The sequence below is a fragment of the Duganella sp. GW822-FHT06D06 genome (assembly GCF_058799615.1).
Map to the genome: position 1 here is coordinate 1 of NZ_JBXALQ010000025.1, position 24,700 is coordinate 24,700.

The 24,700-nt window shown below is 65.0% G+C and carries 21 protein-coding genes; 12 read left to right on the forward strand and 9 right to left on the reverse strand.

Going from position 1 to position 24,700, the window contains the following annotated elements:
• The 4 genes from AC1RMD_RS29015 to rpsL all read right to left on the reverse strand — a co-directional run.
• Positions 1-365: GTP-binding protein (locus AC1RMD_RS29015; RefSeq protein ID WP_492931958.1), on the reverse strand; the 365-nt coding region annotated here is incomplete at its 3' end.
• A 70-nt stretch (positions 366-435) separates the two neighbouring features.
• Entirely contained in the window at positions 436-2,541 is a 2,106-nt protein-coding gene (gene fusA / locus AC1RMD_RS29020) for an elongation factor G (RefSeq protein WP_492931960.1), read from the reverse strand.
• Positions 2,542-2,655: 114 nt separating this feature from the next.
• A complete protein-coding gene (gene rpsG / locus AC1RMD_RS29025; protein WP_008444271.1) occupies positions 2,656-3,126 on the reverse strand; it encodes a 30S ribosomal protein S7 in 471 nt (156 codons plus the stop codon).
• A gap of 149 nt (positions 3,127-3,275) precedes the next feature.
• Positions 3,276-3,659, reverse strand: coding sequence for a 30S ribosomal protein S12 (gene rpsL / locus AC1RMD_RS29030; protein ID WP_008444270.1), 384 nt, complete (start codon positions 3,657-3,659; stop codon positions 3,276-3,278).
• A gap of 295 nt (positions 3,660-3,954) precedes the next feature.
• Here rpsL and AC1RMD_RS29035 point away from each other — a divergent pair, with 295 nt between their 5' ends.
• Both AC1RMD_RS29035 and AC1RMD_RS29040 read left to right on the forward strand, forming a co-directional pair.
• The gene (locus AC1RMD_RS29035; RefSeq protein ID WP_492931963.1) at positions 3,955-5,931 is read left to right on the forward strand and encodes a phosphoethanolamine transferase; all 1,977 of its coding nucleotides are present in this window, start codon (positions 3,955-3,957) and stop codon (positions 5,929-5,931) included.
• A complete protein-coding gene (locus AC1RMD_RS29040; protein WP_492931965.1) occupies positions 5,931-6,677 on the forward strand; it encodes a carbon-nitrogen hydrolase family protein in 747 nt (248 codons plus the stop codon). Before AC1RMD_RS29035 ends, AC1RMD_RS29040 begins: the two co-directional genes overlap by 1 nt.
• Before the next feature lie 45 nt (positions 6,678-6,722).
• Here the strand turns inward: AC1RMD_RS29040 and AC1RMD_RS29045 are convergent, their stop codons facing one another.
• The 4 genes from AC1RMD_RS29045 to AC1RMD_RS29060 all read right to left on the reverse strand — a co-directional run bounded on the left by AC1RMD_RS29045 (position 6,723) and on the right by AC1RMD_RS29060 (position 10,558).
• Entirely contained in the window at positions 6,723-7,685 is a 963-nt protein-coding gene (locus AC1RMD_RS29045) for a TIGR01777 family oxidoreductase (protein ID WP_492931967.1), read from the reverse strand.
• 113 nt (positions 7,686-7,798) lie between these two features.
• Positions 7,799-8,326 (reverse strand): GbsR/MarR family transcriptional regulator, encoded by a 528-nt coding sequence (locus AC1RMD_RS29050; RefSeq protein ID WP_492931969.1) that lies wholly within the window; start codon positions 8,324-8,326, stop codon positions 7,799-7,801.
• Between the two features lie 104 nt (positions 8,327-8,430).
• Positions 8,431-8,871 (reverse strand): DUF4214 domain-containing protein, encoded by a 441-nt coding sequence (locus AC1RMD_RS29055; RefSeq protein WP_492931971.1) that lies wholly within the window; start codon positions 8,869-8,871, stop codon positions 8,431-8,433.
• Positions 8,872-9,004: 133 nt separating this feature from the next.
• Positions 9,005-10,558 carry a MutS-related protein gene (locus AC1RMD_RS29060; RefSeq protein ID WP_492931973.1) on the reverse strand — a complete coding sequence of 518 codons (1,554 nt, stop codon included), beginning with the start codon at positions 10,556-10,558 and terminating at the stop codon, positions 9,005-9,007.
• 192 nt (positions 10,559-10,750) lie between these two features.
• On the opposite strand from AC1RMD_RS29060, the gene AC1RMD_RS29065 reads away from it, so the two are divergent.
• The 9 genes from AC1RMD_RS29065 (at position 10,751) to AC1RMD_RS29105 (ending at position 22,330) form a co-directional block, all read left to right on the forward strand.
• Positions 10,751-12,019: an efflux RND transporter periplasmic adaptor subunit gene (locus AC1RMD_RS29065; protein ID WP_492931975.1), complete on the forward strand. Its 1,269-nt coding sequence runs from the start codon at positions 10,751-10,753 to the stop codon at positions 12,017-12,019.
• A gap of 22 nt (positions 12,020-12,041) precedes the next feature.
• A complete protein-coding gene (locus AC1RMD_RS29070) occupies positions 12,042-12,770 on the forward strand; it encodes an ABC transporter ATP-binding protein (RefSeq protein ID WP_116993629.1) in 729 nt (242 codons plus the stop codon).
• A 10-nt stretch (positions 12,771-12,780) separates the two neighbouring features.
• Positions 12,781-14,097 (forward strand): ABC transporter permease, encoded by a 1,317-nt coding sequence (locus AC1RMD_RS29075; protein WP_492931977.1) that lies wholly within the window; start codon positions 12,781-12,783, stop codon positions 14,095-14,097.
• A 9-nt stretch (positions 14,098-14,106) separates the two neighbouring features.
• Positions 14,107-15,342 carry an ABC transporter permease gene (locus tag AC1RMD_RS29080; protein WP_492931979.1) on the forward strand — a complete coding sequence of 412 codons (1,236 nt, stop codon included), beginning with the start codon at positions 14,107-14,109 and terminating at the stop codon, positions 15,340-15,342.
• Positions 15,343-15,398: 56 nt separating this feature from the next.
• Complete coding sequence (locus AC1RMD_RS29085; protein ID WP_492931981.1) at positions 15,399-16,742, forward strand: sigma-54-dependent transcriptional regulator; 1,344 nt, start codon at positions 15,399-15,401, stop codon at positions 16,740-16,742.
• Positions 16,742-18,127 carry a sensor histidine kinase gene (locus AC1RMD_RS29090; RefSeq protein ID WP_492931983.1) on the forward strand — a complete coding sequence of 462 codons (1,386 nt, stop codon included), beginning with the start codon at positions 16,742-16,744 and terminating at the stop codon, positions 18,125-18,127. The genes AC1RMD_RS29085 and AC1RMD_RS29090 overlap by 1 nt, the downstream gene beginning before the upstream one ends.
• Positions 18,128-18,340: 213 nt before the next feature.
• Entirely contained in the window at positions 18,341-18,835 is a 495-nt protein-coding gene (locus AC1RMD_RS29095; protein ID WP_492931985.1) for an FxDxF family PEP-CTERM protein, read from the forward strand.
• Between the two features lie 66 nt (positions 18,836-18,901).
• The gene (locus AC1RMD_RS29100; RefSeq protein ID WP_492931987.1) at positions 18,902-19,675 is read left to right on the forward strand and encodes a spermine/spermidine synthase domain-containing protein; all 774 of its coding nucleotides are present in this window, start codon (positions 18,902-18,904) and stop codon (positions 19,673-19,675) included.
• 216 nt (positions 19,676-19,891) lie between these two features.
• Entirely contained in the window at positions 19,892-22,330 is a 2,439-nt protein-coding gene (locus AC1RMD_RS29105; protein WP_492931989.1) for a TonB-dependent receptor plug domain-containing protein, read from the forward strand.
• On the opposite strand, the gene pdxR is transcribed toward AC1RMD_RS29105, so the two are convergent.
• Entirely contained in the window at positions 22,327-23,823 is a 1,497-nt protein-coding gene (gene pdxR / locus AC1RMD_RS29110; protein ID WP_492931991.1) for a MocR-like pyridoxine biosynthesis transcription factor PdxR, read from the reverse strand. The genes AC1RMD_RS29105 and pdxR overlap by 4 nt on opposite strands.
• A gap of 81 nt (positions 23,824-23,904) precedes the next feature.
• Here pdxR and AC1RMD_RS29115 point away from each other — a divergent pair, with 81 nt between their 5' ends.
• Entirely contained in the window at positions 23,905-24,570 is a 666-nt protein-coding gene (locus AC1RMD_RS29115; RefSeq protein ID WP_492931993.1) for a pyridoxamine 5'-phosphate oxidase family protein, read from the forward strand.
• The last annotated feature ends 130 nt before the right edge of the window (positions 24,571-24,700 follow it).

A 24,700-nucleotide genomic window follows, 5' to 3' on the forward strand; every position in this document is an offset into this window, starting at 1 on the left:
AGCAGGATGTGCTCGCGGGTCTGTGGCATAGGGCCGTCGGCTGCGGAGCAAACCAGGATCGCGCCGTCCATCTGCGCTGCGCCGGTAATCATGTTTTTGATGTAATCGGCGTGGCCTGGGCAGTCAACGTGAGCGTAGTGACGGGTAGCGGTTTCGTACTCGACGTGCGCGGTGTTGATGGTGATGCCGCGTGCTTTTTCTTCTGGCGCTGCATCGATCTGGTCGTAGGCTTTAGCTTCGCCGCCGAATTTCTTCGACAGAACGGTAGCGATTGCTGCGGTCAGGGTGGTCTTGCCGTGGTCGACGTGGCCGATGGTGCCGACGTTGACGTGCGGCTTGGTCCGTTCGAATTTCTCTTTTGCCATTTTATTCTTCCTTAGAACAATGTTTTAAATATGCGGGCGGAGGATCTCCCCGCCCGCAAAAATACAAAAATTACTTAGCTTTAGCGGTAACGATCGCGTCGATAACGTGCTTAGGCGCTTCCGAGTAGTGCTTGAATTCCATCGTGTAGGTAGCGCGACCCTGCGTTGCGGAACGCAGCGTGGTCGAGTAACCGAACATTTCCGACAGAGGCACTTCAGCTTTGATGATCTTGCCACCGCCGCCTGGGATCTCGTCCATGCCCTGCACCATACCGCGGCGGGACGACAGATCGCCCATCACGGTACCGGCGTAGTCTTCCGGCGTTTCCACTTCCACAGCCATCATCGGCTCCAGAATCACTGGCGACGCTTTGCGGCAGCCTTCTTTGAACGCCATCGAAGCGGCCATCTGGAACGCGTTTTCGTTCGAGTCCACATCGTGGTACGAACCGAAGAACAGCGTGACCTTGACGTCGACCACTGGGTAGCCAGCCAGAACACCGGTGTTCAGGGTGCCGCGCACGCCTTTTTCCACCGCAGGGATGTATTCGCGAGGAACGGTACCGCCCTTGATCGCGTCAACGAATTCGAAGCCCTTGCCTGGTTCTTGCGGTTCGATCTTCAGAACCACGTGACCGTATTGACCACGACCACCGGACTGCTTGACGAACTTGCCTTCGGACTCTTCGCATACCTTGCGGATCGTTTCGCGGTAGGCAACCTGTGGCTTGCCGACGGTCGCTTCCACGCCGAATTCGCGCTTCATACGGTCGACGATAATTTCCAGGTGCAGCTCGCCCATACCACCGATGATGGTCTGGCCCGACTCTTCGTCGGTCTTGACGCGGAACGAAGGATCTTCCTGAGCCAGACGGTTCAGTGCCAGACCCATTTTTTCCTGGTCAGCCTTGGTCTTTGGTTCCACCGCCTGTTGAATCACAGGCTCAGGGAAGACCATGCGCTCCAGGATGATGATCGCGGTCGGATCGCACAGGGTTTCGCCGGTGGTCACGTCTTTCAGACCAACTGCGGCGGCGATGTCGCCGGCGCGCACTTCTTTGATCTCTTCGCGCTGGTTGGCGTGCATCTGCAGAATACGACCCAGACGCTCTTTACGGCCTTTGACCGAGTTGTACACGGTGTCGCCCGAATTGATGGCGCCCGAGTACACGCGGAAGAAGGCCAGCTGGCCGACGAACGGGTCGGTCATGATCTTGAATGCCAGCGCCGAGAACTTCTCTTCGTCCGAAGCTTTACGGGTGGTTGGCTGTTCGTCCTCGTCGGTACCGCCGACGTCGTCGATGTCCAGCGGCGACGGCAGGTATTCGATGACCGCGTCCAGCATGGCCTGTACGCCCTTGTTCTTGAAGGCGGTACCGCACATCATCGGAACGATCTCGGAAGCGATGGTGCGTTCGCGCAGCGCTTTCTTGATCTCGGCTTCCGACAGGTCGCCTTCTTCCAGGTACTTGTTCATCAGTTCTTCGGACGCTTCAGCAGCGACTTCGACCATCTTCTCGCGCCACTCGGCGGCCGACTCGGCCAGCTCCGCAGGGATCTCGACGTAGTCGAACTTCATGCCCTGGGACGCTTCGTCCCACAGGATGGCCTTCATCTTGACCAGATCGATCACGCCTTTGAAGTTTTCTTCAGCGCCGATAGGGATCTGGATCAGGACCGGGTTCGCCTTCAGGCGAGCGCGCATCTGCTCGTAGACCTTGAAGAAGTTGGCGCCGGTACGGTCCATCTTGTTGACGAAGGCCAGACGTGGCACTTTGTACTTGTTGGCCTGACGCCATACGGTTTCCGACTGTGGCTGAACACCGCCCACTGCGCAGTAAACCATGCAAGCACCGTCGAGCACGCGCATCGAACGTTCAACTTCAATGGTGAAGTCAACGTGGCCTGGCGTGTCGATGATGTTGATGTGGTGCTCAGGGAAGTTGTTAGCCATACCCTTCCAGAAGCAGGTCGTCGCTGCCGAGGTAATGGTAATGCCGCGCTCTTGTTCCTGCTCCATCCAGTCCATGGTGGCGGCGCCATCGTGAACTTCACCGATCTTGTGGTTCACGCCCGTGTAGAACAGGACGCGTTCGGTGGTGGTGGTCTTACCTGCATCGATGTGAGCGGAGATACCGATATTGCGGTAGCGCTCGATGGGGGTCTTGCGGGCCATAATTATTCCTAAATCTTTGAATGGACAAAACCGAGCGCCATTTTTGCTGACAAAAATGAGCCCGGCCTCGAACAACAGATAACAGCCAGACCACGCAGGATCCGGCCGATTTGATTAGAAGCGGAAGTGCGAGAACGCCTTGTTCGCTTCAGCCATGCGGTGAACTTCGTCACGCTTCTTCATTGCACCGCCGCGGCCTTCAGCCGCTTCCATCAGCTCACCGCCGAGGCGTTGTGGCATGGATTTTTCGCTGCGCTTGTTCGCAGCTTCACGCAGCCAGCGCATGGACAGAGCCATACGACGCACTGGGCGCACTTCAACCGGCACCTGGTAGTTTGCACCACCGACGCGACGGGATTTCACTTCAACCAGTGGCTTGGCGTTGTTGATCGCGGTAGCGAACACTTCCAACGGATCTTTGCCCGACTTGGCTGCGATGTGCTCGAAGGCACCGTAGATGATGTTTTCTGCGACCGATTTTTTACCGGACAGCATCAGAACGTTCACGAACTTGGCGACATCCGTGTTGCCGAATTTTGGATCCGGCAGAATCTCGCGCTTGGGTACTTCACGACGACGTGGCATATCAATTCCTTTCAATCTTCAGTTGAGGTGCGCAGATATGGGATTCGCACTCTCGCGGAGGGCCATCATAGCCGACCACTTACTCGACCAATTGCGGTCGATTACATTCACTTAGTTAGCTGCCACTGAGCGAAAACTTTTAATGCAGATTACTTCTTGGCTTGCTTGGCACGCTTGGTACCGTATTTCGAGCGAGCTTGCTTACGGTCTTTAACGCCCTGGGTATCCAGTGCACCGCGAACCATGTGGTAACGCACACCTGGCAAATCCTTTACACGACCGCCGCGCAGCAGGACAACGCTGTGCTCTTGCAGGTTGTGGCCTTCACCGCCGATGTACGAAATGACTTCGAAACCGTTGGTCAGACGAACTTTGGCTACTTTACGCAGCGCCGAGTTAGGCTTTTTAGGAGTGGTGGTGTACACACGGGTGCAAACACCGCGCTTTTGCGGGCTGTTTTCCAGCGCCGGCGATTTGCTTTTCACGGTCAGAGCGACGCGTGGATTGCGAATCAGTTGATTGATGGTTGGCATCGTTATAAACCCAACAAAATTACAACATTAATAACCCGGACGACTGTCCGGCGACTAAAACCTCGTCTCGATCTACAGGAACAACGGAGGCGCGAATAGCCACTCGCGAGGAGCGGCCTGAAACAGCGTATACGATGTGCAGAATAAATTGAGAACTCGCGAGTATAGACGTGGTCGGAACACCAGTCAATCTATTTCGCGGCGGAATGCGGCTGGCGCAAACACTAGCTGAAAGGTCGGGAAACACTTGATAATAGCAGACAATCTCCAACCCTCCCTGTCTATGCGATCTTTGTTGCGCCCCGCTCCCCTGTTCGTGCTGTCCAGTTACCTGCTGCTGTCGCTGGTGCCCTGCGTGCCCATCCTGCTGGGACGACAAGTGCCGGAGCTGACGCAGATCCTGCAGGTCGAGCTGCTGGCCTGGGTCGCGGTGTGGAGCGTGTTGCAGCGCCCGGCCTGGTTCCACTGGCTGCTGATCCCGGCCTTCCTGGCGCTGCCGACCGAGCTCTACCTGTTCATATACTACGGCCAGGGCATCTCCACCCACCACCTGGGCATCATCGCCGAAACCAGCCCGAAGGAAGCGCTGGAGTTCCTGGGGCGCAAAGTGTGGCTGATGGGCGCCGTGATGCTGGCGGTGATAGCCTGGTGGATCGCGGTGCAGCTGGCCGCCCGCCGCAGCCCGCAGCTGGCCTGGCGCGGCAAGTCGCGCCGGAGCGCGCTGCTTATATTAGTAGCGCTGTCGGCGCTGTCGGTCTACGGCTGGGAATTCGGCGTCCACGCCAGGCCGGCGCAGAAGGCGTCGGCCGCGGTCGCCGCCAGCCAGCCCCAGCCGGCCAGCGCCAAACCGGCGGGCTCGGCGCTGGGGTCGGCCATCGGCTCGGCGCTCAGTTCCGCGCTCAGCCATGTCGGCATCACCGCCTCGGTCGGCGCCGGCGACGCCGCCGCCGAAGATGAGGAGGAGGAGGAAGAAGACGCCGACGAGGACAGCGCGCCGGAGCACGCCGCCATCGCCGGCGCCGGCCGCAGCGGCTGGCAACTGGCGCAGCTGCCGTGGTGGATGCGCTCGCCGCTGGGCTTCGACAGCTTCGCCTCGTCGTGGCCGTTCGGCCTGACCGCGCGCGGCGTCGACTTCGTCAAGGAGCGCGCATACCTGGCCGACCTGGGCCGGCGCAGCAGCAGCTTCAGCTTCAAGGCGCACCAACCGGAAAAGAACGACACGCCGGAAATCGTCATCATGGTGATCGGCGAATCGTCGCGCTACGACCGCTGGGGCATCAACGGCTACCAACGCGACACCACCCCGCTGCTCAAGCAGGAAGCCAACCTGGTCACGCTGCCGGACGTCATCACGGCGGTGTCGGCCACGCGGCTGTCGGTGCCGGTGATCATCTCGCGCAAGCCTTCGATGCAAAGCCTGAAGGACGGCTTCTCGGAAAAATCCTTCCTGACCGCATATAAAGAAGCGGGCTTCAAGACCTGGTGGCTGTCCAACCAGATCTCGTTCGGCCAGTTCGACACGCCGGTGTCGGTGTTCGCCAAGGAAGCGAACGTGATCCAGTTCATGAACCTGGGCGGCTTCACCAACAACTCCAACTTCGACCAGATCTTGTTGGAGCCCTTGCAGCACGCGATCGCCGACCCGGCGCCGAAAAAGCTGATCGTGCTGCACACGCTGGGCAACCACTGGAACTACAGCCAGCGCTATCCGAAGGAATTCGACAAATGGCAGCCGTCGCTGTTCGGCGTCGACAAGCCGGTCTACACCGACACCAAGATCAAGCCGCAGCTCAACAACAGCTACGACAATTCCATCTTGTACACCGACTGGTTCCTGTCGCAGGTGATCCGTCAATTGAAGGAGACCGGGCAGCTGGGCTCCATGGTCTACGTGGCCGACCACGGCCAGACGCTGTACGACAACAGCTGCAACCTCGCCTTCCACGGCCACAACACGCAGTTTGAATTCCACGTGCCGGCGCTGGTGTGGTACTCGGACGAATACAAGGCGCGCTACCCGGAAAAGGTGAAGCAGCTGGCGCGCCACCGCAAGGCGCGGCTGGCGACGGAAAACATGTTCCACACGCTGCTGGACCTGGGCGACATCGAGTACGAGGACGAGCGGCTGGAGTGGAGCTTCATCAACAAGCAGTTCAAGCAGCACAAGCGCTACGTCGACAGCTACGGCTGGAGCAACTACGACAACGCCAGCTTCAAGGGCGACTGCCGCGAAGTGATCGACAAGGCCAAGCCGCTGAAGCAGGAGAAGTAATGGGCATCTGCATCGCCGCCGCGCAATCGCCATCCATCGCCGGCGACATCGAGGCCAACGTCGCCATCCATTTGCGCTTCATCGAGGCTGCGCAGGCGCAGGGCGTGGAGCTGTTGCTGTTTCCCGAACTGTCGCTGTGCGGCTATGAATTGCCGCTGCTGCGCGACTGCCTGCTGACGCCGGACGACGCGCGCGTGGCACCGCTGCGCAACGCCGCCATCGCGACCGGCATGCGCATCATCGCTGGCGCACCGCTAGCCGACGACAGCGACGCCCTGCCCTGCATCGCTGCGTTCAGCTTCCTGCCCGACGGCACGACCACGGTCTACCGCAAGCAGTACCTGCATCCGGGCGAAGAGCTGTACGCACGGCCGGGGCCGATGGGCGCACACTGCCAGCAGCTGAACGGCCAGCGTTACGCCCAGGCGATCTGTGCCGACGCCACGCACTACCAGCACGCGGCGGATGCCGCGGCTGACGGCGCAGCGATCTATCTGGCGGGGGTGCTGATTTCCGAAGCGGGTTACGTTAGCGACGCCGCCAAACTGCAGCGCTACGCCAGCGACTTCGGCATGGGCGTGCTGATGGCGAATCACGCCGCGCCGTCGGGCGGCTTTGCGGCGGCGGGGCGCAGCGCCTGGTGGTCGCCTGGCGGCTCGCCGATGGTGGAAGTGTGTGGACCAGGCAGTGCTCTGCTCATCGTCGACCAGAACCGGCATGCGCGGACCATTCCGATCGATGCCTGAACCCCATCAGTTCGACAACAGCTCAACGTCATCAGTGCATTCAGATTAAGCAAGGCTGCGCAACGCGCCTTCCAGCAGCGGATGGCGAAATACGTATCCGCTCTCGAGCAAGCGCGCGGGAGCAATCCGCTGGCCTTCCAGCAGCAGGTCCGCTTGCTCGCCCAGCATCAGCCGCATCGGCCAGCCCGGCGTGGGGAAGCCGAACGGACGCCGCAACACGCCCGCCGCCACGCGGCTGAACTGCGCCTGTGTCAGGCTTTCCGGCGCCGTGAAGTTGTACACGCCCGCGTCTCCCGACCGGCACAGATGCGCAATGCCGCCGATGACGTCGTCCACATGGATCCACGACAGCCATTGCGCGCCGCCGCCCAACGGCCCGCCCAGTCCCAGCTTGATGGGCAACAGCAGCATCGGCAGTGCGCCCTGGGTACCCAGCACCAGCCCGAAGCGCGTGCACGCCACGCGCACGCCGTGGGCAGCGGCGCCTTGCGCCGCCTGCTCCCATTCGCGACACAGGTCGGACATGAACATGGGCTGCGGGCCGGCGCTCTCGGTCAGCAGCGCGTCGTCGCCCCGGCGTTGTATGCCGTAGTAGCCGATCGCGGAGGCCGACACCAGCATGGCCGGCTTGTGCTCGGCCTTGGCGATCCACGCCACCAATTTGTTTGTCAGCCCGACGCGACTGGCGCGCAGCACCGCTCGCCGCGCCGCCGTCCAGCGCCAGCCCAGGATGCGCGCACCCGCCAGATTGATCGCGACATTGATGCGGCACGACGGCGGCAACTGCGCCAAGCTCTCGACGCAATCGACGCGACCGTCGAACAGCAACGTTGCCTGGCGCGCTCGCCGGGTCAGCACCGTCACGCGATGGCCGTCGCGCAGCAGCGCTCGCACCAGGCGCTGGCCGATAAAGCCGGTGGCGCCGGTCACCAGGAAACTGCGTCCCGACGGGCCGAAGCTCAACGCGATTGCGGCATCGTCGCGCGCCGCGGGCAAATGGGTATTCATGACGCTGCCTTTCTAGGTTTGACTTCCAGGTCGAGCTCGCACACCAGTTTCACCATCATGATTTCATCCGTAATTTCTGCAAAGACAGAAACAACAGGTGAAATTTTTACGCGTCAATCCCCGCCCAGCAGGCGCGCCACTTTGCCGCCCATCTTCAGGAAGCGCTGCATGGTGGCGGGCGGCAGGTGCTTGTAGTCGCCGTAGCTGGTGGTCAGCATTTCGAGGAAGTCCAGCACCTGGTCCATCTTGATCTTGGTGGCCGCCTCCAGCGCCGGATCGTTCTCCGCCTCCAGCGCGCATTCGCGCAGCACCGTCAGCGTGGGGTCGATCTCGCGCTTCTTGCGTTCCTCGACGATGACGCGGAAGATTTCCCACACGTCCTGCAGGGCGACGAAATGGTCGCGGCGGTCGCCGGCCATGTGGGTGATGCGCACCAGCCCCCAGCCTTGCAACTCCTTCAGGCTGTTGCTGACGTTGGAGCGCGCCACGCCCAGCGTGTCGGCGATTTCCTCGGCCGGCAGCGGGCGGTTGACGAGGAACAGCAGCGCATGGATCTGCGCCACCGTGCGGTTGACGCCCCAGCGCGTGCCCATCTCCCCCCAGTGCAGGATGTATTTCTGGATGGTCGGCGCGAGCGTCATGGAATTTCCTTAATTTCTGTAATTACAGAAATAATAGAACGATTTTTTTAGAAAATCAAGTCCGTGACCGGACTACCTGGGTCAGGTCACGGATGGCGGCCCGCTTAGGCGAAGACGTCGAGTGGCATTTCGTGCGTCTGCACGCCGACCAGTTGAACCGGCAGGGCATCGGTGACTTTCTGCATCAGGTGCTGCAGATCGGCGCCGGTGGCGGCATCGCCGATCTGCATGATCACGTCGGAGGTCGGGGTGTGCTCCACCAGCGCGCCATATAATTTCACGCCCCAGGTGGACAGTTCCGCCACGCTCGCATGGCGGTCGAACATGTTCATGAAGGCATGGTCGACGCTGGTCGCAACGCCGTCGTTCCAGTTCTGGGTGAAGGCGGCGTGGTACTCGTCCGAGTTTTCCATGGCGTGGGCAACCTGGACAATGGTGCCGCCATTATTGACCATGTTGCTCCAGTACTGCAGGCCGCCTGCGTCTGCAGGACGATTAAAGAATTCAATGTACAGCTTTTCGATTTCGAAAGTCGTAGACGACATTTGTATTGTCCCCAAAAAGAATGGTTGAGTTCACAGGCATTGCATACATCGGCATGTTTCAAAATGCCAATTTTTACATATATGCAATTCAAATATACTAACTTTATTTTTTTGTTAACTCAACAGAAAATCATCACAAAACGCTGACGGCGGCTTGTTGCCCCTGCGGGCTATGCGCTTGCGCGTTCAGCCAGTCGAATACACGGCCGGCCTTCAGCGAGATGGCCTGATCGAAGCCGCGCGCCGCCAGCAGGGCGATGCCGTTGGTATCGGCCAGCACGCCCGGCGCCACCCGCAGGCCGTCGCCCGCGCGGCTGACGCACCACGGCGTCAAGCTCTGCTCCAGCAACGGCGCCAGCACCAGGTTGTGCGAGGAAACGATCACCGTGCCCTGCTGCGACAAGGTGTGCAGCACCGCCGCCGCCGCCGAGATCGATTCCAGGTGATTGGTGCCGCGGAAAATCTCGTCGATGATGAACACCGCCGGCGCCCGCTCGGCCAGCGCCAGTAGCTCGCGCGCCCGCCGCAGCTCGGCGATGTACAGGCTCTCGCCGCCCTCCAGCGCATCCTCGCTCTGCATGCTGGAATACACCGGCAGCAGCGGCGTGGCCGCCCGCTCCGCATAGCAGAAGCCGAACGCGCGGGCGACGATCAGGTTCAGCCCCACCGTGCGCAGCAGAGTGCTCTTGCCGATGCCGTTCTGCCCGGAGATAAAGGCGCCCTGCCCCGCCAGCGCGAACGTCAGCGGCTCGGCCTGCGCCAGCAGCGGATGCACCACCCGCTCCAGCGCGACGGCGCCGCCCTGCTCGGCCCAGCAATAGCGCGGCGTCTGCGCCAGGTGCCGCGCCAGCGCCAGGTCGGCTTCCAGCGTCGCCACCCGCTCGAAGCTGCCGCGCAGGAAGTCGAGATGGCCGCGCACCGCATCGCGGCTGTCGAAGTAGTGGCGCACATTCATCTGCCACAGCCAGTCGCGGTACTCGCGCACGCCGGGCAGGTTGCCGGCCGCCGACTGGGCGATCTTGCGATTGAGCTTGCCCGCCCGCGGCGCGTCCGCGCGCAGGCCGGCCGTCAGCGGATCGTCCAGCGCGGCCAGCAGGCTGTGGGCGCGCAGCATCTGCTGCAGCGTGGCCAGGATGCGGCGCCAGTCCTCGACCGCTTCGTGATAACGCATCTGCACCGCCAACAACACCATCCACAGCACCACCACCACGCCCCACAGCGCCACCACGCCGGTGACCAGCGCCAGCACCACCGACAGCAGCAAGCCCAGCGGCAGCCATGGCAGCAGCGCCAGCCAGCGCGGCGCCGGCGGCAGGGCGGCGCCGAACAGCGTGGTGCTGACTTCGCAGTCGGCGCGGCGCAAGCCGCTGCAGGCGGCGTGCAGGCGCTGCCGTTGTCCGGCGTCCTGCGCCAGTGTCCGCACGCGGACGGCGGACGCGGCCACGGCGCCGCCGTCCGCGTGCAGGCGCCGGTGCAGCTCCTGCTGGCCGAAGATGCTGGTCTCGCGCGCCAGTTGCGCGCTGTACTGCGGCAGCAGCAGGTCGTCCCAGGTTTGCGCGTCCAGCGCGCTGGCGTCGGCGTGGGCGGTGCGCTGGTACAGCGCGACGTCGCTGGCAACGAAGGGGTAGTCGGCGATCGGCGTTTCGGCGGGCAGCAGCAAGCGGGTCAAACGGTCGAACAAGCGCATACGGTACTCGGGTGGGGGCGACAGCGTCACAGATGGTCATGCTTGCCGGTTTATCAAGCGCGGCCGGACAGGGCGGACGACCGGACAAGGGCGCGGACAACGGCCGCGGCGGCCAACATCAATCAAATCAAACACTTAAGTGCTGGCACAGTTTCTGCATAACGTTGCATATCCACACACACTTACACGATCATGATACGCGACACCTCCAATCAAGACGCCGTCATCGCCGCCCCCAGGGGCCAAGCCGTCAAGCGCCGCCTCGTTTTCGCCGTCGGCGCCATCGCCCTGGTGGCGGTGGCCTACGCGGTGCTGCACTCCTGGCGCGGCAGCGACCATTCGGTCAACATCTCGCGCCTGCGCCTCGCCGAAGTGGGCCGCGGCACGCTGGTCCGCGACGCCGCCGTCAACGGCCGCATCGTCGCCGCCATCAGCCCGACGCTGTATTCGGCCTCGCCGGCCACGGTGACGCTGAAGGCGGCCGCCGGCGACACCGTCAAGCGCGGCGACGTGCTGGCGGTGCTGGAATCGCCCGACCTGACCGACGCCCTCAAGCGCGAGCAATCGAGCTTCCTGCAACTGGAAGCCGAAGTCGAGCGCCAGAAGATCCTGGCCCGCAAGCAGAAACTGCTGGCCCGCCGCGACGCCGACACCGCCGAGATCGACCGCCTGTCGGCGCTGCGCACGCTGGAGCGCTACAACGCCGTCTCCAACGAAGGCATCATCGCCAAGATCGAATACCAGAAGGCCAAGGACGCGCTGAACTCGGCCGAGATCCGCGCCAGGCACGCCGGCCAGGCGGCCGAGCTGGAAAGCGACAACGTGGTGCTGGAACTGAAGACCAAGATCAACGAGCTGGACCGCCAACGGCTGTCGCTGGCCAACGCCCAGCGCCGCGTCGACGAGCTGACCGTGCGCGCCCCGGTGGACGGCTTCATCGGCACCCTGTCGGTGGCCAACCGCAGCGTGGTGCCGGCCAACGCGCCGCTGATGACCCTGGTCGACCTGTCGCGCCTGGAAGTCGAGCTGGAAGTGCCGGAGACCTATGTGTCCGACATCGGCCTGGGCATGAACGCCGACGTCAACTACGGCACCGGCAGCGCCAACGCCAAGTTGTCGGCGCTGTCGCCGGAGGTGGTCAAGAACCAGGTGCTGGCGCGGGTGCGCTTCACCGCCGCCCAGCCGGCCGGCCTGCGCCAGAACCAGCGCGTCACCGCGCGCCTGCTGATCGACGAAAAACCCAACACGCTGATGCTGCAGCGCGGCCCGTTCGTCGAATCCGAAGGCGGCCGCTACGCTTATGTCGTGCGCGACGGCATCGCCATCCGCACCCCGATCAAGATGGGCGCCACCAGCGTCTCCGCGGTGGAGATCCTCGGCGGTTTGAAACAGGGCGACAAGGTCGTCATCTCCGGCACCGAAACCTTCGAGAACGCCGAGCGCGTCTCGATCAACCAATAACTTTTTTTCGAAGAGGCCCTCCATGCTGCGCATGCAAAACCTGAGCAAAGTCTATCGTACCCACATGATCGAAACCCACGCGCTGCGCGGCTTCGAGATCAACGTCAAGCAGGGCGAGTTCGTCACCGTGACCGGTCCTTCCGGCTCCGGCAAGACCAGCTTCCTCAACATCGCCGGCCTGCTGGAGGAATTCACCGACGGCGAGTACATCCTCGACGGCATCAACGTCAAGGGCATGGACGACAACGCCCGCTCGCGCCTGCGCAACGAAAAGCTGGGCTTCATCTTCCAGGGCTTCAACCTGATCCCCGACCTGTCGCTGTTCGACAACGTCGACGTACCGCTGCGCTACCGCGGCTTCAACGCCGCCGAGCGCAAGGAGCGCATCGAGGACGCGCTGTCGAAAGTCGGCCTGGCGTCGCGCATGAAGCACTACCCGGCCGAACTGTCCGGCGGCCAGCAGCAGCGCGTGGCGATCGCGCGCGCGCTGGCCGGCTCGCCCAAGCTGCTGCTGGCCGATGAACCGACCGGCAACCTGGACACCCAGATGGCGCGCGGCGTGATGGAGCTGCTGGAGGAAATCAACGCCCAGGGCACCACCATCCTGATGGTGACCCACGATCCGGAACTGGCGGTGCGCTCGCAGCGCAACGTCCACATCATCGACGGCCAGGTGTCGGACCTGGTGCGCAAGGCGCCGACGCTGTTCGACGCCAACGCCCACGCCGACGGCAAGTCCCATGTCGCATAAGGAGCGCCACATGTTCCAATACTACTTCCTGCTGGGACTGCGCAGCCTGCGCCGCAACCCGGCCCTGACCGCGCTGATGGTGCTGACCTTGGCCGTCGGCGTGGCCGCCAGCGTGGCCACGCTGACCATCCTGCACGTGATGTCGGGCGACCCGATCCCGCACAAGAGCGAGCGCCTGTTCGTGCCGCTGGTCGACAACGGCCCGGTCAAGGGCTACAAGCCCGGCGACGAGGCCAACGACAACCAGCTGAGCTACCGCGACGCGCTCAATTTCCTCAACAGCAAGGCGGCCGAGCGCGCCACGCCGATCTACGGCACCGGCCTGGCGGTCGAGCCGGCGCGCAAGGACATCGGCGTGTTCATCGCGCGCGGCCTGGCCGTGGCCAGCGACTACTTCAATATGTTCGACGCGCCCTTCCTGCACGGCCAGTCCTGGAGCCCGGCCGAAGACAAGAGCGCCGTCAACGTCGTGGTGCTGGGGCGCAAGCTGTCGGAAAAGCTGTACGGCGACACCGACCCGGTCGGCCAGCGCCTCACCATGAGCGGCCAGCAATACCAGATCGTCGGCGTGGTCGACACCTGGAAAGTGGTGCCGCGCTTCCACCGCATCATCGGCAGCCCCGACGGCGCCTTCAGCGACGAGGACGACATGTTCGTGCCCTTCAGCACGGCGATCCGCAATGAAATGCCGCGCAACGGCAGCACCAGCTGCAGCGACGACATCGCCCCCGGCAACCAGGCCTTCCTCGACTCCGAGTGCACCTGGATCCAGTTCTGGTTCGAGACCCGCGGCGCCGGCGAGCGCGCCAGCCTGCAGAACTACCTCGACAGCTACGCCGCCGAGCAGCGCAAGCTGGGCCGCCTGCCGCGCAACGCCCCCAACAAGCTGTACGACGTGCGCGAATGGCTGGACTACATGAAGGTGGTCGGCAACGACAGCAAGCTGTCGGCCTGGCTGGCGTTCGGCTTCCTGGTGCTGTGCCTGGTGAACACCATCGGCCTGCTGCTGGCCAAGTTCTCGGTGCGCGCCGCCGAGGTCGGCATCCGCCGCGCGCTGGGCGCCTCGCGCCGCGAGATCTTCCACCAGTTCCTGATCGAGACCACCGTGGTCGGCCTGGTCGGCGGCGTGCTCGGCCTGGTGCTGGCCTTCGGCGCGCTGGCGCTGATCGCGATGCAGTCGAAGGCGCTGACGGTGGTCGCGCATATGGACTGGATCATGCTGCTGACCACCTTCGCGCTGGCGGTGCTGTCGGCCGTGCTGGCCGGCCTGCTGCCGACCTGGCGCGCCTGCCAGGTCACGCCCGCCCTGCAACTCAAATCCCAATAAGGACCTGTCATGGAAATCCGTCCCATCCTGTCGGCGCTGCTGCGCAACAAGACCGGCCCCATCCTGGTGGCCGTGCAGGTCGCCCTGAGCCTCGGCATCCTGGCCAACGCCCTGCACATCGTGCAGGTGCGCCAGGCCGTGTCGGCCCGCGCCAGCGGCGTCGCCAACGAGGCCGACGTCTTCAACCTGCAGGTGCGCCGGCTGCAGAACGGCGGCCACCAGCCGGAGCTGGCGGCGCAGCAGCGCGAAACGGCGACGCTGCGCGCCGTGCCGGGCGTGCTCTCGGTGGCCATCACCAGCCAGATGCCGCTGTCGCGCTCGGGCAACTACACCGGCGTGGCGGCCGACCGCCGGCAAGTCAAGTCGACCGCCACCACCAGCACCTACGTCACCCCCGATTCGCTGGTCAAGACCTGGGGCCTGCAACTGGTCGAAGGGCGCGACTTCCTGCCCAACGAGATCCTGGAGATCGACCAGAACACCAGCGACGACTTCCCCAAGGTGGCCATCATCACCCGCCGGCAGGGTGAAAAACTGTGGCCGGGCGCGGCCAGCTTCATCGGCAAGACCTTCTACTTCGGCACCGGCGAGAGCGCCAGGGACGCGCGCGTGGTCGGCGTGATCGAGCGGCTGCAATCGCCGAACGCCCAGATCGGCGAACGCGGCGAGTTCTCCACCATCGTGCCGACCCGCCTGACCGGCGACAACGCCAACAACTACACGCTGCGCGCCGAGCCTGGCCAGCTCGACCGCGTGGTCAAGGAGGCCGAGGCGGCGCTGCGCGCCGCCTCGCCGACGCCGGTGATCACCAAGGTCAAGACCATGGCCGACTTCCGCCAGGACCGCTACCGCGCCGACAACGCGCTGGCCTGGATGCTGGTGACGGTCAGCGTGCTGCTGCTCTTGATCACCTCCAGCGGCATCGTCGGCATGGCCAGCCTGTGGGTCACGCAGCGCCGCAAGCAGATCGGCGTGCGGCGCGCGCTCGGCGCGCGCCGGCTCGACATCCTGCGCTACTTCATCACCGAGAACGTGATGATCACCAGCGTCGGCGTGGCGGCCGGCGTGCTGCTGGCGCTGGGCCTGAACCAGCTGCTGGTGAGCCAGCTGGAGATGGCGCGCCTGCCGGCCGGCTACCTGGTCGCCGGCGCCGGCGTGTTCTGGGCGCTGGGGGTGGCCGCCGTGTACGGCCCGGCCTGGCGCGCGGCCAGCATTTCGCCGGCCACCGCCACCCGCAGCGCCTAGCCGCGCGGCCAATGTTTGCCACCCCGGGCATGCCGCGACAATGTTATGCTTGCGGCATGCCTACCGTATTGATCATAGACGACAACGCCGCCGTCGCCATCGCGCTTGAAGTGCTGTTCTCGCTGCACGACATCGACGCGCTGCGCGCCGCCTCCCCCGAAGCCGGACTGGCGCTGCTGGAACGCCACAGCGTCGACCTGGTGCTCCAGGACATGAACTTTTCCGCCGACACCACCTCCGGCGAGGAAGGCACGGCGCTGTTCCGCGCCATCCGCGAGCGCCATCCCGAGCTGCCGGTGATCCTGCTGACCGCCTGGACCCACCTGGACGCGGCGGTCGACCTGGTCAAGGCCGGCGCCGCCGACTACCTGGCCAAGCCGTGGGACGACAACCGCCTGATCGCCACGGTGCACAATCTGATCGAGCTGGGCCAGGCCAAGCGGGCCCTGCAGCAGCGCCTGCAGACCGAGCTGCGCCAGCGGCGCGAACTCGAGCGCGGCTACGACCTGCGCGGCATGGTGTGGCGCGACCCGGCCACCGAGCGCGTGGTGCACCTGGCCTGCCAGGTGGCGCGCGCCGACGTGCCGGTCCTCATTAGCGGTCCGAACGGCACCGGCAAGGAACGCATCGCCGAGATCATCCAGGCCAACTCGGCCGTGCGCGACGGCCCCTTCGTGGTGCTCAACTGCGGCGCGCTGCCGGCCGAGCTGATCGAGGCCGAACTGTTCGGCGCCGACGCCGGCGCCTACACCGGCGCCTCCAAGGCGCGCGAAGGCAAGTTCGAGGCGGCCGACGGCGGCACCCTGTTCCTCGACGAGATCGGCAACCTGCCGCTGGCCGGACAAATGAAGCTGCTGCGGGTGCTGGAGACCGGCCGCTTCGAGCGGCTCGGCTCCAACCGCGAGCGCCAGGTCAAGGTGCGGGTGGTCAGCGCCACCAACGCCGACCTGCAGGCCATGATACGGGCCGGCAGCTTCCGCGAAGACTTGTTCTACCGCCTCAACGTGATCGAGCTGCGGCTGCCGCCGCTGGCCGGCCGTCCGGCCGACATCCTGCCGCTGGCCCAGCACTTCCTCGGCGACGGCAAGCAGTTGCACCCGTCGGCGCAGCAGGCGCTGCTGGCCCACCCGTGGCCGGGCAATGTGCGCGAACTGAAGAACGTCATGGCGCGCGCCGGCCTGCTGGCCGCCGGCGACGTCATCAAGGCGGCCGACCTCGGCCTGCCGGCCGCCGCCGCCAGCGCCAGCGCCGACGACGGCGCGCGCGAGCCGGACCGCGACACCATCGGCCTGGCGCTGAGCCGCGCCGGCGGCGTGGTGGCGCAGGCCGCCGCCGAGCTGGGCCTGTCGCGCCAGGCGCTGTACCGCCGCATGGAGCGGCTCGGCATCGCCCGCCCCTGATGGACGACGCCGGCCGCCAGGGTCCGCGCCCGCAAGGCTCGCGCCTTTCGCTGTTGACGCGCTGGACCGCGATGGTCGGCACCCTGCTGACGGTCGGCATCCTGATCGCGCTGACCCTGACCCATTTCTTCCCCGACCATCCGGGCCGGGTGCTGGCGGTGTGCCTGCTGTGCGTGCTGCCGATCTCGATCATCACCATCCGCTCCCAGCTGGAATACATGCTGTCGCTGTTCCGCGCGCTGACCGGCACCGTGACCAGCTACCAGGACGGCGATTTCTCGTTCAGCCTGCACTGGCCGCAGAACGACGAGCTGAGCGACCTGGTGGCGGCCCACAACGCGCTGGGCGACGTGCTGCGCCAGCAACGGCTGGACCTGGTGCAGCGCGAGCTGCTGCTCGACACCATGGTGCAGAACACGCCGGTGGCGATGCTGCTGGTCAGCGAGGCCGGCCCCGTCGTCTACGCCAACCTGGCGGCGCGCCAGCTGCTCAACCAGGGCCGCAAGCTGGAGGGCCACCGGCTCGACGACATCCTGGCGCACGCCTCGCCGGCGCTGCTGGAGGCGCTGGCGCGCGGCGGCGACGGCCTGTTCACCACCAAGCAGGCCGGCGCCAAGGGGGACCAGGAAACCCTCGACGAGGAAGAGGTCTACCACCTGGCGCGCCGCAGCTTCAACCTCAACGGCCGCAAGCACGAGCTGCTGCTGCTGCGCCAGCTGACCATGGAATTGCGCCGGCAGGAAGTGCAGACCTGGAAAAAGGTAATCCGCGTCATCAGCCACGAGCTGAACAACTCGCTCGCGCCGCTGACCTCGCTGGCCCATTCCGGCGCCGAGCTGGTGCGGCGCGGCCAGACCGAGCGCCTGCCGCAAATCCTCGCCACCATCGAGGAGCGCACCCGCCACCTGGAAAGCTTCATCCTCGGCTATGCGCGCTTCGCCAAGCTGCCGACGCCGCGGCTGGAGCTGCAGGCGTGGCCGGCCTTCCTGGCCCAGCTGGCGGCCCAGGTCGAGTTCCGCATCGCCGGCGCGCCGCCCGACGAGCCATGCGCCTTCGATCCCTCGCAGCTGGAGCAGGCGCTGCTGAACCTGCTCAAGAACGCCCACGAATCGGGCTCGCCGGCCGGCGAGGTCAGCCTGGAGGTGCGGCGTCTGCACGGCGCCGTGCGGATCGACGTGCAAGACCGCGGCCCCGGCATGAGCGACACCGTGCTGACCAACGCGCTGGTGCCGTTCTACTCGACCAAGCGCAGCGGCACCGGCCTGGGCCTGGCGCTGGCGCGCGAAATCGCCGAAGCCCACGGCGGCCGCATCACGCTGGCCAATCGCGACGGCGGCGGCCTGACCGTCACGCTGATCTTGCCGGTGTCGGCTGCCAACAACTAAACCGTCATTACTTAACTGAAATTAAGTTGATAATTTGCACAACGGAAATTGAATAATAGAAATTTCTTATCGTCCAGCCCGTGTATTAGTTGCGCTCTATCAGTCTTTCCGGTGCGATAAAAAAATAGCCAATTGACATCGAAAATCCGCCAGCGTACCTTGCATGAGCAGTACGGGGTTTCGTGGTCTTGTCTGATCTTTCGCGGGGATAAAATGAAATTAAAATCGATATTAGCAACCGGACTAATGGCAATGGCGGCAGGTGGCGCATGGGCGAACGACTATACGTCGCCGGTGCTGGCCATGACGGGCGGGCCGACCGACTGGACCATTTCCTTCGGCACGTCGCACACCGATGGCCTGGCGTTCACCGACACCTATACTTTCTCGTATTCCGGCATGCCGGGTACGGCGCAGGGCTTCTTCGCCAATGTGGCGTCCACGGCCGGCGACCTGAACTTCACTTGGGCCGACATCAACGGCGCGCCGCTGCCGGTGAGTAATTTCGGCGGATTTTCCGGCAGTCTGTACTTCGCCACGCCGGTGGTCGGGCTGCTGACGCTGACCATCAAGGGCACGGATCACGGCATCGGCAGCTACGCCGGCACGCTGGACGTGACCTCGCCGGTGCCGGAACCGACCACCTACGGCATGCTGCTGGGCGGCCTGGCGCTGATGGGCGTGGTCGCGCGACGCCGCAAAGCCTGAGCTGTTTCCCCTCAAAAGACGCTACGGCGTCTTTTTTTACGCCGCTGCGGCTGGTAGACTGCCGGCATGTCCACCTTTCCCGCCTCCCCCAGCCGCTACGACGCGCCCGGCCACCCGCCGGCCACCACCACCGAATTCGAGGGCGTGCGCAGCCTGCACCTCGGCACCTCCTGGGTGCAGGGGGCGATGCGGCTTTCCAAACCCGACAACATCGAGCTCGAGTATGTGCAGATGATGATGATGTGGCTGCTGTTCAACGACCAGCCGCGCCACATCGTGCAGCTGGGCCTGGGCAGCGCCGCGCTGACCAAGTTCTGCTACCGTCGCCTGCCCGGCGCGCGCGTGACGGCGGTCGAGCTCAATCCGAACGTGATCGCCATCTGCAACGCGCAGTTCGGCCTGCCGTCCAACGACGAGCGCCTCGACGTGCTGGAGATGAACGCCATGGATTTCGTGCTCGACCCGGCCAACCACGGCAGCGTCGACATCCTGCAGGTCGACCTGTACGACGAGGAGGCGCGCGGCCCGGTGCTGGACACGCCCGAGTTCTACCAGGCCTGCTGCGACTGCCTGCGCGACGGCGGCATGATGACCACCAATGTGTTCGGCGACTTCGCCAACTACGACAAGAACCTGCACGCGATGGAACAGGTGTTCGACGCCGTGGTCTGGCTGCCGGAGGTGCACGACGCCAACATCGTGGTGATCGCCTTCAAGCAGTCGCCGGTGCTCGATTTCAGCGTGCTGTACGAACGCGCCGGCGCCATCAAGAAGAGCCTGAACCTGCCGGCCAAGTCCTGGGTCAACGGTTTGAAGGGCTGGATGCTGGATCAGCAATAAACAGTTTACTGATGCGTGCACACCACAGTTTTGCACCATTTTGCGGCAGGCCGTCGGCCAGATTACGCCAAGTCGTCGTATAAGGCACGAAATATTATCAAATGTGCATATTCCGCAACAATATGGTGCAAGCCGCGTTGCCGCCCGGTGAGCGGCCACGATAGTATTTTTCTCGACCGTGCTATCCGCGCGTGTCCACAACAACGAGAGAGATACATGACAAGAGCACCGCACTTCAAACGCACGCTGGTCGCCAGCGCGATCCTGCTGCTGGCCGCCGGCCAGGGCAGCGCCCAAACCGCCGCCGCGGCAGCAGACACAGCGCCGGTCCAGGAACAAACCGTGGTCGTGCTGGGCTCGCGCTCGGTCGCCAAGACCGCGCTGGACACCTCGTCCCCGGTCGGCCTGATCAGCCTGAAAGACATGCAGACCGCCGGCCCGCTGGAACTGGGCAAGCTGCTGCAGACCTTGGACCCATCGTTCAACTTCTCCAGCACCTTCATCAGCGACGGCACCGATTCGATCCGGCCGGCCACCTTGCGTTCGCTGGGGCCTGACCAGGTGCTGGTGCTGGTCAACGGCAAGCGCCGCCACCAGCAGGCGCTGGTGAACGTGCAGCAGACCATCGGGCGCGGCTCGGCCGGCACCGACATCAACGCCATTCCGCTGGGCGCCATCCACCACATCGAAGTGCTGCGCGACGGCGCCGCCGCCCAATACGGCTCCGACGCGATCGCCGGCGTGATCAACATCGTGCTGAAGTCGCAGACCAACGAAACCCAGTTGAGCGGCAGCTACGGCACCACCTCCGAAGGCGACGGCGACCTGTACTCGGGCACCGCCAATACCGGCTTCGCGCTGGGCCAGGACGGCGGCTTCGTCAACCTGACCGTGGAAGCGCGCAAGCGCGGCGAGACCAACCGCGCCGGCCCGGATTCGCTGCGCGTCAACCCGCCGCGCGTGACCCAGCACATCGGCGACAGCAACACCAAGGACGGCTACCTGTGGTGGAACGCCGCGCTGCCGATCGACAAGGCCAGCGAGTTCTACGCCTTCGGCGGCGTCTCCAAGCGCAAGAGCGATTCCTACGGCTTCTTCCGCTCGGCCGGCGACGACCGCACCATCCCGGCGATCTCGCCGAACGGCTTCCTGCCGGCGATCAGCACCGACATCAAGGACGCCTCGTTCGCCTTCGGCTACCGGCGCGACCTGGCCAACGACTGGAAGGCCGACGTCAGCATCAACTACGGCGCCAGCGAGCTGGGCTTCCATGAGTCGGACAGCGTCAACGTCAGCTACTGGTACGAGAAAAAGGCCGACGGCAGCATCTACGGCGAATCGCCGCGCGACGCCAACACCGGCACCCTGAAGTTCAACCAGCTGACCTTCAACGCCGACGTCAAGGGCCCGCTCAAGTTCGGCGACAGCAGCGTGTTCCTGGCCACCGGCTTCGAATACCGCGCCGACCACTACCAGATCGTCGCCGGCGACCCGGTCTCGTACCAGTACGGCCGCACCAACAACCCTGCCATCGCCATCACCACGCCGAGCGGCGCCACCGCCGCCTCCGGCATCCAGGGCTTCCCGGGCTACACCCCGTCCACCGCCGTCGATTCGGGCCGCCACAACATCGCCCTGTTCCTCGACGCCGAAACCAAGCCGGTCGACAACCTGACCCTGGCCGGCGCGGTGCGCTACGAAAAATACTCGGACTTCGGCAGCACCGTCACCGGCAAGCTGAGCGCCCGTTTCGATCCGACCAAGCAGCTGGGCTTCCGCGGCAGCCTGTCCACCGGCTTCCGCGCGCCGAGCGTGCAGCAGGAGTTCTACAGCTCCGTGTCGACCAACCTGAACAACGGCGTGCTGACCGAAACCCTGACCGCGCGCCAGGGCAGCGCCGTCACCCAGGCCTTCGGCATCGCGCCGCTGAAAGAGGAAACCTCGACCAGCGGCAGCATCGGCATGGTGCTGCGTCCGGCGAAGAATATGTCGCTGACGGCCGACCTGTACCAGATCAAGATCAAGGACCGCATCGTGTTCTCGAGCGAGATCGCACCGGAAGCCGGCGGCGGCCCGATCGCCAACATCCTCAAGCCCTTGGGCGTGGGCCAGGCGCAGTTCTTCACCAACGCGGTCGACACCCGCACCCGCGGCCTGGACATCGTGGCCGAGCACACCTCGAAATTCGCGGCGTCGACCCTGGTGCTGTCCGGCCAGCTGGGCTTCAACAAGACCGAAGTCACCAAGCGTCATTCGACGTCGTCGGTGCTGAGCGGCGAGAAGCTGTTCGACAAGTCGCAAGTGACCCTGATCGAACACGGCCAGCCGCGCAAGCACCACGTGGTGGCGGCCGACTACAGCGCCGGCCAGTGGAACGTCAACACCCGCGCCAACTACTACGGCGAAGTGCAGGCGGAAAACTTCAGCCCGCTGCAGAAGTGGGACGCCAAGTGGCTGATCGACGCCTCGGTGCGCTATGCCTACACCAAGCGCACCTTCTTCAGCGTCGGCGTGAACAATCTGTTCAACCAGCTGCCGTCGGAGTGGACCAACGGCGGCGCGTTCCCGAAACTGGGCTTCACCCGCTGCTGGGAAACCTGCCCGATCGGCGTCAACGGCCGCTCGATGTACATCCGCGCCGACACCGCGTTTTAATGTCGTCCTGAACGGTTGGCGGCGAACGCCGCCAGGTGCAATATCGCCGCCAACTGTTTGACCAGTCCCTCCATCCGCTCGGCCGGCACTTGTGCGTAGCCGAGCATCAATCCCCGCCAGCCCGACGTCCCCTGCGTGTCCTTGCCGCTCAGCGCCTCGGCCACGATGCCGTGCTCCAGCGCCTGCGCGCTGATCGCGTGGTCGTCCACATGTTCCATATCGGCGTGCGTGAAGCGCAGCGCCAGGTGCATGCCGGCCGAGCCGCCGTACACCGTCGCCACCGATCCCAGATGTTGTTCCAGCGCCGCCACCAGCGCGTCGCGCCGCTGCCGGTACAGCCGCCGCATGCGCCGCAGGTGCAGCGCGAACTGGCCGCTGCGCAGGAACTCCGCCAGCGCCAGCTGCTCGGCCACGCGCCCGCGCGCGGACGACTGCGCGCGCATCTGCGCAAAGGCCTCGGCCAGCCACGGCGGCACCACCACGAAGCCGATCCGCAGCGACGGGAACATGGTCTTGCTGAAGGTGCCCAGGTAGACCACCGGCGCGTCCGGCGCCAGGCCCTGCATGGCCGACAGCGGCGCGCCGTCGTGGCGGAATTCGCTGTCGTAGTCGTCCTCGATGATCAGCGCGCCGGCCTCGCGCGCGGCGGCGATCAGCGCCAGCCGGCGGCGCAGGCTGAGCACGCTGCCCACCGGGTACTGGTGCGACGGCGTAGTGTAGACCAGGCGCGGCGGCCGCAGCAGCCAGTCGTCGTCGGTCGGCGCGATGCCGTCGTCGTCGATGTCGATGCCGGCCACGTTCAGGCTGGCCGCGCGCGCCGCCGCCAGCGCGCCGCCGTAGCCGGGGTTCTCGATCCAGATGGTGTCGCCGACGTCGGCCAGCGCGCGCACGCACAGATCCAGGCTGCTTTGGGTGCCGTCGGTGATGAACACCTGCGCCGCCTCGCACACCACGCCGCGCGCGGCGCGCAGGTGGTCGGCGATGGCTTCGCGCAGCTGCGATTCGCCGGCCGGATCGCCGTAGTTCAGCTGCGCCACCGTCATGGCGCGCCAGGCCCGTTCCAGCATGCGGCGCCACAGCGTCAGCGGAAACTGGTCGAGCGCCGGCACGCCGGGCACGAAGGCGCCCATCATGTCGGCCGGCCCCTGCGGCGGGCGCAGGGCGCGCGCGCGCTGCGACAGGCCGGCCTGCGGCAGCGCCGCCGCATGCGGCGCGGCCGGCTTGCGGTCGGGCGCCACGGCGGCCACCACGGTGCCGCGCCGGTCGGTGGTGACGAAGCCTTCGCTGGCCAGCTGCTCGTAGGCGTACAGCACGGTGTTGCGGGCCAGGCCCAGCTCCTCGGCCAAGGCGCGCGAAGCGGCCAGCCGCGTACCCGCCGCCAGCGTGCCGTTGCGGATGGCGGCGCGCAGGCATTCATGCAGCAAGCGCTGGCGCGGCCAGCCGCGATGACGGTTCTGCGCGGCATAGCCGTCGATCAGCAAGGCAAAGTCCATTCGTGGCTCCATAAAATTGTATGCTTCTGGACCTGTTTCAGGAGCCAGCCAGCCATTATATTGCGGCTTCAACCTTTTTGGATGGAGATCATGACCGAACCAGCAAGCCACGCCGCACCGAGCGAACGCACCCGCGTCCGCCGCATTCCGACCAACGCGCACTACGATACCGCCACGCTGCACGCCATCATCGACGACGCCTACCTGTGCCACATCGCCTTCGCCGACGACAAAGGATCGCACTGCATTCCCACCGCCTGCTGGCGCGAAGGGGATCACCTGTACATCCACGGCTCCAACGGCAGCCGCATGCTCAAGCGTTTGACGGAGAGCGAGACCTGCGTGACCATCACCCACCTCGACGGCCTGGTGATGGCGCGTTCGGCGTTCAATCATTCGATGAACTACCGCTCGGCGATGATCTACGGACGCTTCGAGGTGGTGGCGGACGAGGGCGAGCGGCGCCGCACGATGGAAGCGTTCATGGAGAAGCTGGTGCCGGGCCGCCAGGCCGACATCCGTCCGGGCTCGGACAAGGAATACGCGGCCACCACCATCATGCGCATCGCGCTGGACGAGGCGGCCTGCAAGGTGCGCGCCGGCGGCCCGGAGGACGACGAGGACGACATGAGCTGGCCGGTGTGGGCGGGCGTGCTGCCGTTCGCGCGCATGCAGATGAAACCGATCACCGATCCGGTCTGCACCCACGCCGCGCCGGCCTACGTGGTCGGCTGGCAGAAGTGGTAAACGTGTCGCGAACCGCACCATGTCGCGGGCGGGGCAGTTTTCGATGTAGTTTACTTACACAAAAATACAACATGGAAGCGCTTCCGAGGGGCGATTATGGCTAAACCTGCACATTGTTGATATCAAGGCA